Genomic DNA, 13,509 nt, shown 5'->3' with positions numbered 1-13,509 from the left:
GGGTTTTTTATTGTGCAGTCCGGATTGATCAGGCAGCCGAATTTCTGATCCAGTCGCTGAGCTTGCTCTTCGGAGCAGCACCAACGAGGTTGGCGGCAAGTTCGCCATCCTTGAACATCAGAAGGGTCGGGATGGAACGGACGCCGAACTGGGCGGCCAGTTCCGGATTCTCATCGATGTTGACCTTGGCGATCGTGACCTTGCCTTCCATCTCCGAAGCTATTTCCTCGAGGGCCGGCGCGATCATCTTGCAGGGGCCGCACCACTCCGCCCAGAAATCAACGACGACAGGCTGGCCAGCCTGGATTACATCGGACTGAAAATTGCTGGTGTCGATCTTGACGGTAGCCATAGGCTTTTCCTTGTAGGTTTGTTGAATGTGTTGCACATCATGTGGTGAGTCTATCCACACTCGTCAAGCTAGGTCTTGTCACGATTCAGTGCAAAGGTCTACGTGGGTGCCTATCGCAGACGCTCGAGCGCCTCGTTCATGGCCGCCTCGGGAATGTCGACGAGGTGGGGGCCCTCGGTGAAGAGCAAGGCGGTTTCGATGGTCTTGCCGGGGTAAAGTGGCGCCAGCAACTCGCGGTAGAGCGCAAGCTGGGCGACATAGGTTTCCGGTACTTTCGCCAGCATTTGAGGTGCCGGCCGGTTGGTCTTGTAGTCGATGATGACGACGCGATCGCCCACGACGGCGAGTCGGTCGACGACGCCGGATACGGCGTGGTCCTTGCCGCGCAGATGCAATGTCCCCATGACGGCCACCTCTGCCAGCGAGCCTTCGGCAAAGACGGCAGCGAACTTTGCATCGTCGAGGATCGCAAATACCGACCTCCGCGCCACGTCAAGCTCCTGTGGTTCCCAGTCGAACGCGGCCCGCGCCAGATAGCGGTCCGCCGCTGCCATCCGTTGTTCAACGGGGAGATCAGGCAGTGTCTGCAACAGAGCGTGGATGACGATGCCGCGGCGGATGGCAAAGGATGACGTGCCGCGATCCCCGGCGAGAACCGGCGATCCGGTGACCAGCGGGACTTCATCGTCCGGCTCGATCACTACTGACACGCCTGACGGCGCGAGCGGTCGCGGCAGACCCAGTTCTCGCGGCATCGGCTTTCTGAAGGCAGCGGGAAACGCGACCTCGGTGGCTGCCGGCCGGTCTTCGGGAACCGCAATATCGCGATCGTCGGGCTGGGTGATGCGATAGCGCCTCGCGTTGACGCCTTCCACAGGATGATCGAACGGCAGGCTCGCATCGCCGAGACCGGCATCAACCAGATTGTGCCACGTCTCGGGGGCCTGTCTTATGCCGCGATAGCCGCAGACGATCAGGCGGTCTTCGGCGCGGGTCATCCCAACATAGAGCAGGCGGCGATACTCCTCTTCAGCGCGCAGCTTCAAGGTATCGAGCAATGTGCCCGTGAATGCTGTTGCATGGAATTTCGACGGTACGAAAAGGAAACCCTTGCCCTGCCAACCGTCCTCTTCGCGCATATCGAAGGAGACGAGATTGGGATTCCGTCCGCCGGCCGAAGCCGCGCTGCCGGGATCGACGAGAAAGACCACGGCAGCCTCCAGGCCCTTCGAGGCATGGACGGTCATGATCCGTACTTCGTTGCGGCTCTGGTCGAACTCGCGCTTGATTTCCGGGGTTGCCGCCTCCAGCGTTTCGAGAAAGGCCTGCAGGCCCGGCAACCCGGTGCGCTCGGTCGCTATCGCATAACTCTGGAACTCGTCGATGACGTCACCGGCTTCCTGGCCAAGCCGCGCCAGCAAGTCGCGCCGCGCACCGCCTGGTCCAAGGATATGGGCGTAGAATTCGAAGACAGGAAGTGTATCGGCGCGGCTGCGCCACTCCTTCAGGCGCTGGGCAATAGCATGGAACGTAAGGTCGTCCTCGGCACGGCTGTTCAGCCGGTCGAATAATGTCTCGTTTTCGGCGCGTCCATGGGCAAGGACGAACAGTTCATCGTCTCCAAGCTTGAACAGCGGACTCTTAAGCAGGGCGGCCAGAGAAAGGTCGTCGGCTGGCAGCAACATGAAGCGACCAAGCGCCATCAGATCCTTGATCGCGATGTGGTCGGTCAGCTTCAGCCGATCCGCCCCGCCGACCGGCACGTGCCGCCGTTTCAGTTCGCGCGACAGGGCATGCATGAACTGGTCGCGCTTGCGCACCAGCACCATGATGTCGCGTGCCTCGATCCTGCGTCCCTGCCCCTGCAACACCTCGCCGTTCTTCAGCCAGAGTTCGATGGTCCTGGCGATCTGCTCGGCGAGCCGCACGGGTGGCGCGCGCAGGCTGTCGACCGGCGTGCGCCAGTCCTCCACCTCCGGGGTCGTGTCCGGCGTCAGCACGTCCCATATTTCAACTTCACCCGGATCGCTGCCGCGTATCGCTGTGTGGACAGTCGATCCATGATCGCGGCCAAAGCCACGGTGCGCTTCGGCCCTTGCAAAAACCCTGTCTACAGCCGAGAGCACGTCCGGGGCGGAGCGGAAAGAGAAGTTGAGGCTGACCTTGGCGAAGCTCAGATCCGCCTGATCGGCATTGCGTTCCGTTGCCCTGCCGTGAGCGGCAAAATCCTCCGGAATGGCCCCCTGGAACGAATAGATCGACTGCTTCTCATCACCCACCGCAAACAGAGTGCGGCGTATCTCACGCGCTGTTTTGCCGGCAAAGAATTCCTCGCTGAGCAGCCGGATAACTTTCCACTGGTTGGGACTCGTATCCTGTGCCTCGTCGACAAGTATGTGATCGATGCCCTTGTCGAGCTTGTACTGCACCCAGGGGCCCGCATCCTGGCGTTGCAGTAGATTGACCGTGCGCACGATAAGGTCGTCGAAATCGAGCAGACCGCGAGACCGCTTCATTTCCTGATAGCGGCCGAGCAGCTCGTCCACCAGCACGAATGCGGACAGGGTCAGTCCGATGAGCCTGTATTGCTTGAGGCGGTCAAGGCCGCCGCGCACCCGCTCCGCCGCTCTCTCGAAGCGATCCTCGAAGTCGGGCACCCTGTCGATCACGGCCCGGGTCGCGAGCTTGGCGCCGCTGATCGGTTCGCCGGATTTCAGGTAAAAGGCTTCCCGCAGAAACTCCTCCAGTTCCTCGGTGCGGCTCGCCTGCTCGGCGGACCGGATCAGCCACGCAAAGTCGACTGCGCGCTTGGCGCCTTCGGAAATGTCGAGAAGCTCCCCGAGCACCCCATCATCGAGTTCAGGCAGCGGCCAGAATTCGGCGACTATTTCGTCTTCCGTTTCATCGCCTGTAAAGCCGAAGTGCCCATAGAACGTCTGGCGGCGCAATCCATCGTGGCCGACTTCACGGATGAATGACGTGAGGTCATGCCGTTTCACGATGGCTTCATCGAGCAGCGCTTGCAGGCCGAATTCACCGGCCGCGTCGAGCACGTCCCCGAAGGCGCCTGCAAGCTCGACATTGTGATCGAGCCGGGCGGTTTGCAACAGTTGCCGGCGCGCTTCGCCGACGAGCGCGACCTGCATCAAATCGTCCATCAATTCGAAATGACCGGCGATATTCGCTTCGAGCGGAAACTGATGCAGGATCGCTTCACAGAAGGCGTGGATGGTCTGGATTTTCAACCCGCCCGGTGTCTCGAGCGCGCGGGCAAAGAGGCGGCGTGCCTGCGTCAACCTTTTCGGAACTGGACGTTCCCCGTCGATTTTCTCAATCGTGCGGCTGAGCGCGGCCTCATCCATCGTCGCCCATTCCGACAGGCGGGCAAAGACACGGTTCTGCATGACCGCAGCCGCAGCCTTCGTATAGGTCAGGCACAGAATCTTGGACGGATCGGTCCCATCCAGCAGCAGCCGGATGACGCGTTCGGTGAGAACATGGGTCTTGCCCGAACCGGCATTCGCCGACACCCAGACGGAATCCTTCGGGTCGGCGGCGCGGTTCTGATCGCGAATGGTTTCCACCGGAATGGCGAGCGGCTTCTTCATGACCCTTCACCGTCGTCGTCGGCGCCGCCTGCAGACCATTCCAGCACGCGAGCGAGGTGATCATAGTCGCCGGTCAGATCGCCCTCCTTGAATGGCAGGGCGCGTGACAGGTAGCCTTTGCCGGCGTCGCGGTAGGCGTTCAAAAGCTCGCTCAGGCGATGCCACGCCAACTCTCCAAGGTCCGGCGCGGATTTCCTGCTGTTGCGGGTTTCTAGAATCGATTCGGGGACGACCTTTCCTCGTGGCCTCAAACGGACATACAGCAGGTCGGTTGCATTGCGCCGCCCGACCTCATGAAATCCTCCGCGGGCCAGCAACGCCGCTTCCAAAGCGAGCTGCGGGGCTAGCAGGACGTGCGCCTGCCGCACCGACGGTGTCGAACCGGTCTTGTAGTCAATGATGTCGACGGTTCCGTCGCGGCGGATATCGACGCGGTCAGCGCGCCCCGACAAGGTAACGCCGGTCGAATCAACCGCAATCTTTTTGGATGCGATTTCCGCATGCCTCTCGGCGATGAGTTGCGCGCGCCCGCGCTCCCAATTGATGAACTCCGGCACCAGCATCTGAAATCGTGGCCACCAGACCGCATCGATTTCCTCCGGCAGAGCGCTCGCATCAAAATGGCGCCGCCCTATATCCATAAGCTTTGCCATGGCATCGTCATCAACCGGATCGATGTTCTCGCCAGTGAATGCGGCGAGGATGTCATGAAAGAGCGAGCCGCGTTCGGCAACGTCGGGATCGCGGATCAAAGGCTCGATCGGGCGCAGGCGCAGGATGCGCCGCGCAAAAATCGCGTATGGATCACGCCGCAAGGTTTCGATTTCGGTCACCGAGAAATGCTTCGGCCGTGCATCGAGCGGCGGCTTCGGTTCCGGGCGCTTGACGAAATCTTCATCGACGGCGCGATCGATTTCGCGCGCCCAGCCAAGATACTTGCCGCCTCGCTGCCGCAATGTCGCACCGGCATCCTTGCCAAGCACCGTATCCAGCCGTTGCAGCCAGCGGGAGGCCACCGTCGGTGCATTTGCCGAGCGTTGCGAACGGGTAAGAACGACCTTACCCATGCCCATCGCCATCTGGAAATCATGGGCTGCAAGGCCGGTCCGTCGTTCCGGCGGTTCGAGCTTGATGATCGACTTCATCGGCCGCGACATGAAAGGATCGTTGCGCGTTTTGCCCGGCCAGGATCCTTCATTCAAACCGCCAATGACGACTGCATCGACGGTTTGCAGGCGGGCTTCGAGCGCGCCCCAGATGAAGAGGCGTGGATGGGCGCCGACTTTCGGCTTCACGACTTCGCCGGCGAGGAGCGCCTCGACCATGGCGGGCCATTCGGCGGGCGCAAATTCCAGACCGGTATCGGCCGAGACGAGGTTGCGCAAGAAAGCCGCAAACTGCTCGCCCGCCGACCCTTCGTAAAGCGTAGAAATATCGCCATTGTCGTCGCGTACAAGATTTTCGAGCGCGGTAACGCTCGCATGGATGATTTCGGGCAAGGCGACGGCGCCGGATTGACCTGCCATGGCAACGATTGGCGCCATGCACTGGCTCAGCGCATCGCAGATCGCTCGTGCCTCCTCGATATCCGTCGCTGACAGGTGCCGCAGCCACAGCGGTTCGAAGGGCGTGCCGCTCGTTTCCGCGAGCCGGTGATTGAAGAAGGCTCCAAGGTCCGCAAGGGTCGCGCGTCCGGTCCCTCCACGCAGGGCGACGAGTTCGATGGTCTCGGCCACTTTGCGCACCTTGCCGCGCTGCCCGCCGATGCGCGTCAGCGGATGCTTGAGCAGTGCCAAAAGCGCAGCGGGATCGCCAGGGTTGAACACCGTCTCCAGCGCCAGGCGCATCAACGTCGCCGGCAAGGTCTCGCGGAGTGCATGGCCGCCGGAATCGTCGGCGATGATGTTGAAGCGGGCGAGTTCCGTAGAAACGCGCCGCGCCAGATCCCGATCGGCGGTTACGAGCGCTGCGGTACGACCCGAATCCTCAATCGCTTCGCGCAGGGCCAATGCGGCAGCGAGCGCTTCTTCGCGTTCATTCGCCGCTTCGATCAGACAAATATCGGCAGTGGCTTCGGAAAATGCGCCCGACCGGTCGAGATATGCCCAGGCCTCGCTGGTGTCGGCGGGTCGCATCGCCTCGCTGACAAGGCGCTCGCGCGCCCGCATTCCGGGTTGGGGCGTCCCCAGTGGAACGACATCGTCGCGCAGAATGCCAAGCTCCCCCAGGAGTTTGCGCAGGCCGTATTGGGGGTGGCCAAACATGGAGGGGTTGTCGTCGACCTTGGTCAGGATATCCCAACTCGCTGGGTCGAGATCGCGATCGAGGCCGGGCAGAACGACCACCCCTTGCGGCAATGATGCAATCGCCGCAAGCAGCTTGGCGGTGGCCGGGATCGACCCTGTCGAACCGGCCGCGATCACCGGCCCCGAAGGCGGACTACGCAAGAGACGTTCGGCATCCAGCTCGATAAGGCGATTGCGATGCGCGGCGGGATTGGAACGACGGCGGTCCTCCAGGATTTGCGGCCAGACGCCGGTGACGATATCGAGGAATTCGAGCGTGACCTGCCACCAGTTCGGTAGGTCCTCAGCCACGATATTGCCAAGCGTCGCCCAGCCACTCGCCTCGGTTTCAACCTGGTCCATCAGTCCGGCAAGATCGCGCGCCAGCCATATGGCGTCGGCGGTTGTCGCCGGAATGGCAATTTCCTCATTGCCGAAGAGCGCACGCACATGGTCGGGCAAACGCTCGCGCCAAGGCCTTACCAGGCTCGCCAGAAGCAGCAGCCGCTCCGTCGCATTGATGGGCGGCAAAAGATCGAAGAACGCCTCCGAGCCTATGTCGAACATGGCGGCATCTTCGTCCACATCCCCGAGCGGCCGAATGACGGGGAGGATCGCCGATTTCACCGGGCTTTTTTCGACGAGCAGGGAGCGCAAGGTTCGCGCCGCGCGCCGCGTCGGCACGTAGATCGTCGCCCGCGCCAGCGCCATGGGATCGCGAGGGTCGGCGGGAAAGCCCGGGATCAGTGTTCCGGACTGGATGGCTTCGATCAGCGCCGGCAGAAATGGGACGCCGGGAGCAATCGAAAATACCCGCGGTCGTCTGCGCTCAACCATGAACCTTATGTGCGGCGATGGCCGCTTCCGCCTCGCCTATTGCCGCCGGCGTGCCCACCGTCAGCCAAAGGCCGTCCATCTGCAGGCCGTAGAGCCGGTCCGCAGCAATCGCTGCGTCGAAATAGAGATTGAGCGACGCCTTTCCTGGCGCCGCGCCGGCGAAGATGCGCGGGTGGATGATTGCGGCGCCGGCATAGATATAGGGAGATGTTTCGCCCCCCCTAAGACGACTGAGCCGCCCCTGTTTGTCCATATGAAAATCGCCGCGCCCGTCATAGCCCGTCGCCTGGTTCTTGTTCGCGACCATGAGAAGAATATCCATCCGATCATCATCCCACCCTTCCGCGAGCAGGACAAGATTTGAGCGCGCCCTATCGATCCAGAATGTGTCGGCGTTGATGACGTAAAACGGTTCGTTTCCAATCTGATCCAGTGCATTGACGATGCCGCCGGCGGAATCGAGAAGTTCAGCCCGCTCGTCCGATACGATAATCGACGGCAGCCTGTACCCCGCTACATGCTGTTCAATCTGGTCCGCGAGATAGTGGACATTGACGATTGCGCGCTCGACATCCGCAGCACGCAAGGCATCAAGGCCCCAATCCAGCAATGGTTTGCCGGCTACCTTAATCAACGGCTTTGGCGTCGTGAGCGTAAGTGGGGCCATACGCGTACCGAGACCGGCTGCAAGAACCATCGCCGTGCGAGGAGATTTCATCAATGGAACTCCGGATCGAGTATGCCGGCCTTCTCGCACCAATTTCCGATCGGCGCCAGAGCCTCGTGCTGCAACGCACGGATAAAATACATCTGAATGCGTGGGAGATGCTTTAGATAGGCTGGCTTGCCGTCGCGCTCGTCGAGGCGGACAAAAATGCCGAGAATCTTGGCGTTGCGCTGCGCAGCCATGATGGCAAAGGCTTTGCGGAATTTCGCTTCATCGAATTTCGCGTCGGCGGCCCGTCGTTCTGCCAGATATGCCAGGAGCAGATGGTCCTGCAGTTCCGGAGAAATGGTCACCCGCGCATCGAGTACAAGGGACGCGACGTCATAGGCGGAAGGCCCGATCATCGCATCCTGAAAATCGATCAGCCCTACCTGGTCCATGCCTTTCCGGTCGGCGCGCCACAGAATATTGGGCGAATGCACGTCTCTGAGAAGCAGGCTCAGCTCGGCATCTTTGAGTTGGCTAAAGACTTCGTCCCATGCTGCCACATAATCCTGTTTCAACTCGTGCGAGAGTGCTGCGCCACGCATTCGCGGCACATACCACTCCGACAGGAGCTCGACCTCGATCATCATCGCGTCGCGATCGAAGCGGTGGATATGATGTGCATAACCGTCAGCGGCTTCGATGTCCTGCGGCCACGAATATTGATGCAATCTGGCCAGCAGGCGCACCGCCGCCTCATACCGGCCGAGCACCGGGAGCCCCTGCGCATCGAGGATGCCCTCGTTGCCGAGATTCTCGATAATCAGAAAGCCCGCATCGAGATCGGCGGCATGGATTTCGGGAACGGAGAAACCATTTGCTTGAAGCAGTTTGTCGATCGCGACGAAAGCGGTCACCGACTGCGACAGATGCGCAATCTGCATGTAGGTCTTGCCGTCGCGCAGGATCGGACCGCCGGGATTGTAGGACGAGTTCATCAGGATCAGCGGCGACTGACCATCGTTGGCAATCGTCTCGTAGCCGCGCGCCGAGGCGTCGCCGAGAAGATAGCGCCGCTCCGCCTTTGGAAAGCCCGACGAGGCAAGGAAGGCGCGAATGGCGAGGGAGCGTTCGACGCGAGCAAGTGTCGCCGCGTCACCATCGATCCTGACCTCTCGTCCCTCCCTCACGTGGGTAAGCTTGATATGAAGGTTCTCGCGCGGCAGAGCGCCTCCGGCGCGCTCCGGCCACTCGACCAGCACGACGCCATCCTCCAGCGCTTCCTCCAGGCCAAGTTCGTCGACTTCCTCGGCCGAGGAGAGGCGATAGAGATCGACATGGCTGACCGGCAGTCGCAATTCCGGGTAGGATTGAACCAATGTAAATGTGGGACTTGGAACCTCGTAATCATTGTCCGCTGCAATCGTGCGGATGAGACCGCGGGCGAGCGTCGACTTGCCGGCTCCAAGATCGCCCGAAAGAGCCACGAGGTCTCCCTTGCGCAGCGCCAGGGCAAGGTCCTGTCCAAACCGCTCAGTATCCTCAGTCGTTGCCAATTGAACGATGATCGGTGCCATGGACGCCTTATTCGGCAGCGATGCTGAAGGTCCGCGCCTCGAGCGGGAAGCGGCATGTCACCAGCGTGCCTTTGCCGGCGGCGCTTTCAATATCGACTGTGCCGCCATGCAGTTCGACGAAACCCTTGACGATGGAAAGGCCCAATCCGGCGCCGCGCTTGCGCCCGCCATTCGGATAGGGCTGGAATCGCTTGAAGATGCTGTCGAGCACATAGCCCGGCATGCCCGGCCCCTTGTCCTCGACGCTGAACACCATTTCGGCCTGCTCGCGCCAGCAGGACAGGGTTACGGTGCTGCCTTCCGGCGCATAGTTGGCGGCATTGCTCAGGAGATTTGCCAGCACCTGCTTCACCCGGCTGGCGTCGGCTCGGAAAGAGCCCGCCCCTGGCGTGATGCGGATGTCGAGAAGGATATTGTGTTCCTTCAGCCGGTCGGCGACTTTTTCCGACGCGGTCGTGATCGCGTCCGCCACGGAAACATCGCTGATATCAAGTTCCATGATCCCCGCATCGACGGTGGCCAGATCTAGAATATCATTGACGATGGTCAAAAGGACCGACGACGAAGTTCCTATATGGTCGAGATAATCGCGTTGCTTCTCGTTCAGCGGCCCCGTCATGGGCGTCTGCAGGAGTTCGGTGAAGCCAATGATATTGGTCAGCGGCGAGCGCAACTCGTAAGAGACGTGCTGTACGAAGTCGTTCTTCAATTCGTCCGTACGTTCGAGCGCTTCGTTCTTCTCCTTCAGGGCTCGCTCAACCTGCACCGAGTCGGTCACATTGACGAAGGTCAGCATGGTCTGACCGTTCGGCAGAGGCGCCGTCGCGTAGGACAATATCTTACCGGTGCTGAGTTCTATATGCCCGGAGAGCGACTGCCGCTCATCGTCAAACCCGGTGACGGTCGTCACGAAGGCTTCCCAGTGCACGGCATCCGAAACCGGTTCGCACAGCCGCCGGACAGCCGAAATATGCATGCCTTCCGCGATCTGTTCCTTTTTCAGCGACCAGAGCGAAGCAAAAGCAGGATTGAAAAGGCGGACCTTGCCGTCTGATCCAAAAACGGCGACACCCTCGGCCAGGTGATCGAGCGTCTGGCCCTGCACCTTGATCAGCGTGTTGTACCGGCTCTGGAGTTCTAGCTTTTCCGTGAGATTCTCGAAGACCCAGGTGACGCCGCCCTTCGGCTGCGGATTGACGATGACCCGCAGCGTACGGCCATCCGTCAGGTACCAGAGGTGTTCCTGCGGTTCGACCGAATGATAAGCCGAAAGAACCTGTTCCTTCCAGCGCCGCCAATCCGGTTGCTCCGGCAAAATGCCGTCACTGCGGAACCTGTCGAGCAGCATGGAATTGTCAGGGTGGCTTTCGAGAAACGCCGTTTCGAGTCCCCAGACCTTGGCAAAGGCCTGGTTGAAGAACTGCAGCCTGCGGTTGGCATCGAACATCGCGACGGCCGAGTTCAACTGGTCCAGCGTGTCGGAATGATTGAGGACGGTTTGCTTGTATTCTTCGCGGATAAGCTCGACTTCGCTGATATCAACGGCGACACCGGCCGAGCAGGTCGTGCCGGCAACGTCGGTCACACGGAAGACGCGCCGGTCTCCACCTACCACTGTCGAAAGCTGTTCGTTGAAGCGCCGCGACGCGGCCTTTTCCCGTTCCATGCGTTCGCGTGCCTGTGCGCCGAACAATTCACGCGCCTCACTGACGGCGGCGTGCGGTTCTCGCGCGTCGACTGCCTTGGCGTAAGCAGGATTGGCCCAGTTGAGCCGCCCATCGGCATCGCGGCTCCATGCCGGCATGTCGACCGATTCGAGCAATCCCCGCAGGGTGCCGATCGCTTCGCTCAACTGGTAATTCTCGGTCTTGAGCAGCGCTTGCTCGGCCCTTGCTTCGCCAACATTGATGAAGCGAACAATGGCATATCCGCCCGAGGTACGGCCCTGGATTTCCAGCGGTGCCCCCTTTGTCGTTTCGACGGTGATATCGAAGGGGCGTGCCTTTTCGCGCAAAGCGGCGATGGAGCGATCGAGCAAGGTAACCGAATCCACGCGCAACCAGCGACCGAAGGCAAGGAAGAGCGAGCGGGGCTCCGGCACGCCGATCTCCGGCGGAAGATTGCCGATCAGGTTGGGTGTGCTCGATCCACCTTCCCAGACGATGATGCGCTGATCCTTCAGATTCAGCATGGCCTCGTTGCGCTGCACCGTGACATTGAGATCGGCGACCTTGTCGCGCAACTGGCGGTTCTCATTGGCAATGCGGCTGCGTTCACGGATCAGCCAGCCTGCCGAGAGCAAGGCGGCCCCCATGGCGCCAAGGAACATGGCGAACTGGATGACCTCGAACGTGCCGACCTCGACCCCGAAAGGCGTGCTGATCTTGCCAAAAGCATCCTCGGCGCGGGCCGGAAATGAAAACGCCGAAAGAATTGCGAGAGAGGAGCAGGCGCGGCACGCCAAGATCCGCAGTTCCTTCAGCACCGGAAATGCCCGTGCCGGATGTCTCCTGCGAACACCGCTTTCAATCTTCATATCAACCGTCGCTACCCCGTCTGGCGAATGCCCGCTGCTCCTTCCCTTCGATTTTTCAATCGCTTGGCCCACCGGGAACAGCGCTATCCCGAATCACTAGAATAAACCTTGAGCGAATCGACGGGAAGAACTGGCTGTAAAAAAGAAAGCCGGAGAATTTGTCAATCCCCCGGCGTCCATATCTTGTGTCGTTACTAACGAGAATTAATATCTGTAGTGGTCCGACTTGAAGGGACCCTTCGGCGTTACACCAATATAGGCGGCCTGTTCTTCGGAAAGAACCGACAATTTCGCTCCGAGCTTGTCGAGATGCAGGCGCGCGACTTTTTCGTCGAGGTGCTTGGGCAGAACATAGACTTCGTTCTTGTACTTCTCGCCACGGCTGTAGAGCTCGATTTGCGCCAGCACCTGGTTGGTGAAGGAAGCAGACATGACGAAGCTCGGATGGCCGGTCGCGTTACCGAGATTGAGCAGGCGTCCTTCCGACAGAAGCAGCATGCGCTTGCCATCCGGGAATTCGATCATGTCAACCTGCGGCTTGATGTTGGTCCATTTGAGATTGCGCAGCGCTGCGACCTGAATCTCATTGTCGAAGTGGCCGATATTGCCGACGATGACCATGTCCTTCATCTTGCGCATGGTATCGAGCGTGATGACGTCCTTGTTGCCGGTCGTGGTGATCACGATGTCAGCCGTCGGCGCTGCGTCCTCGAGCGTGACGACTTCGAAGCCGTCCATGGCCGCCTGCAGCGCGCAGATAGGGTCGACTTCCGTTACCTTGACGCGTGCGCCGGCGCCGTTGAGCGACTGGGCAGAGCCCTTGCCGACGTCGCCGTAGCCACAAACGACGGCAACCTTGCCGGCCATCATGACGTCCGTGGCGCGGCGGATACCGTCGACCAGCGATTCCTTGCAGCCATACTTGTTGTCGAACTTCGACTTGGTGACGCTGTCATTGACATTGATCGCCGGGAAGGGAAGCAAGCCCTTCTTCTGCAGCTGATAGAGGCGATTGACGCCCGTCGTCGTCTCTTCCGTGACGCCCTTGATGGCTTCGCGTTGCTTGGTGAAGAAGCCGGGTGTTTCCTTCATGCGCTTCTTGATCTGCGCAAACAGGATTTCCTCTTCCTCGCTGCCGGGATTGGAAAGAACGTCCTCGCCAGCTTCGGCGCGGGCGCCGATAAGGATATACATGGTGGCATCGCCGCCATCGTCGAGGATCATATTCGACGGCTGACCGTCCGGCCACCGGAAAATCTGGTCCGTGTAGGTCCAATATTCCTCAAGGGTTTCGCCCTTGACCGCAAAGACCGGCGTGCCGGTGGCTGCAATTGCAGCTGCAGCGTGATCCTGCGTCGAGAAGATGTTGCACGAGGCCCAGCGCACCTCGGCCCCGAGCGCCTGCAAGGTTTCAATGAGAACCGCCGTCTGGATCGTCATATGCAGCGAACCGGTGATCCGGGCGCCCTTCAGCGGCTGCAACGGGCCAAATTCCTCGCGGCTCGCCATCAGGCCCGGCATTTCTGTCTCGGCGATCTCGATTTCCTTGCGGCCCCACGAGGCGAGCTCAAGGTCCTTGACGATATAATCCTGCTTCTCGGCCATCTGTGCCAACTCCATTTTTCGCAAATTCCGTATGGCCGCGCGCTTGAACAGCGTGGC

The 13,509-nt window shown here is 60.6% G+C and carries 7 protein-coding genes; all 7 read right to left on the bottom strand.

All coding sequences use genetic code 11. The features are described from left to right. Positions 1-28: 28 nt before the first annotated feature. Positions 29-352 carry a thioredoxin gene (gene trxA / locus HQ945_RS15925; protein ID WP_027230897.1) on the bottom strand — a complete coding sequence of 108 codons (324 nt, stop codon included), beginning with the start codon at positions 350-352 and terminating at the stop codon, positions 29-31. 110 nt (positions 353-462) lie between these two features. Then, positions 463-3,960 carry a double-strand break repair helicase AddA gene (gene addA / locus HQ945_RS15920; protein WP_174208275.1) on the bottom strand — a complete coding sequence of 1,166 codons (3,498 nt, stop codon included), beginning with the start codon at positions 3,958-3,960 and terminating at the stop codon, positions 463-465. Next, positions 3,957-7,082, bottom strand: a complete 3,126-nt coding sequence (addB, locus tag HQ945_RS15915; protein WP_174208274.1) for a double-strand break repair protein AddB — start codon at positions 7,080-7,082, stop codon at positions 3,957-3,959. The genes addA and addB overlap by 4 nt, the downstream gene beginning before the upstream one ends. Continuing rightward, the gene (locus HQ945_RS15910; protein WP_174208273.1) at positions 7,075-7,800 is read right to left on the bottom strand and encodes a nucleotidyltransferase family protein; all 726 of its coding nucleotides are present in this window, start codon (positions 7,798-7,800) and stop codon (positions 7,075-7,077) included. The genes addB and HQ945_RS15910 overlap by 8 nt, the downstream gene beginning before the upstream one ends. Continuing rightward, on the bottom strand, positions 7,800-9,311 hold the full coding sequence (gene tsaE, locus HQ945_RS15905) for a tRNA (adenosine(37)-N6)-threonylcarbamoyltransferase complex ATPase subunit type 1 TsaE (RefSeq protein ID WP_174208272.1): 1,512 nt from the start codon (positions 9,309-9,311) through the stop codon (positions 7,800-7,802). The genes HQ945_RS15910 and tsaE overlap by 1 nt, the downstream gene beginning before the upstream one ends. A 7-nt stretch (positions 9,312-9,318) precedes the next feature. Further along, positions 9,319-11,847, bottom strand: coding sequence for a sensor histidine kinase (locus HQ945_RS15900; RefSeq protein ID WP_174208271.1), 2,529 nt, complete (start codon positions 11,845-11,847; stop codon positions 9,319-9,321). A gap of 204 nt (positions 11,848-12,051) precedes the next feature. Beyond that, positions 12,052-13,452 carry an adenosylhomocysteinase gene (gene ahcY / locus HQ945_RS15895; protein WP_113280026.1) on the bottom strand — a complete coding sequence of 467 codons (1,401 nt, stop codon included), beginning with the start codon at positions 13,450-13,452 and terminating at the stop codon, positions 12,052-12,054. Positions 13,453-13,509: the final 57 nt, after the last annotated feature.

The organism is Phyllobacterium pellucidum (genome assembly GCF_013327855.1).
Classification (GTDB): Bacteria; Pseudomonadota; Alphaproteobacteria; order Rhizobiales; family Rhizobiaceae; genus Phyllobacterium; species Phyllobacterium pellucidum.
The sequence above is the reverse complement of the archived record's forward strand: the minus strand, read 5'-3'. Positions and strand labels throughout refer to the sequence as shown.

Excerpts from the sequence above, each read along its gene's own strand:
- trxA (WP_027230897.1), bottom strand. The coding sequence starts at position 352 with ATGGCTACCGTCAAGATCGACACCAGCAATTTTCAGTCCGATGTAATC.
- addA (WP_174208275.1), bottom strand. The coding sequence starts at position 3,960 with ATGAAGAAGCCGCTCGCCATTCCGGTGGAAACCATTCGCGATCAGAAC.
- addB (WP_174208274.1), bottom strand. The coding sequence starts at position 7,082 with ATGGTTGAGCGCAGACGACCGCGGGTATTTTCGATTGCTCCCGGCGTC.
- HQ945_RS15910 (WP_174208273.1), bottom strand. The coding sequence starts at position 7,800 with ATGAAATCTCCTCGCACGGCGATGGTTCTTGCAGCCGGTCTCGGTACG.
- tsaE (WP_174208272.1), bottom strand. The coding sequence starts at position 9,311 with ATGGCACCGATCATCGTTCAATTGGCAACGACTGAGGATACTGAGCGG.
- HQ945_RS15900 (WP_174208271.1), bottom strand. The coding sequence starts at position 11,847 with ATGAAGATTGAAAGCGGTGTTCGCAGGAGACATCCGGCACGGGCATTT.
- ahcY (WP_113280026.1), bottom strand. The coding sequence starts at position 13,452 with ATGGCCGAGAAGCAGGATTATATCGTCAAGGACCTTGAGCTCGCCTCG.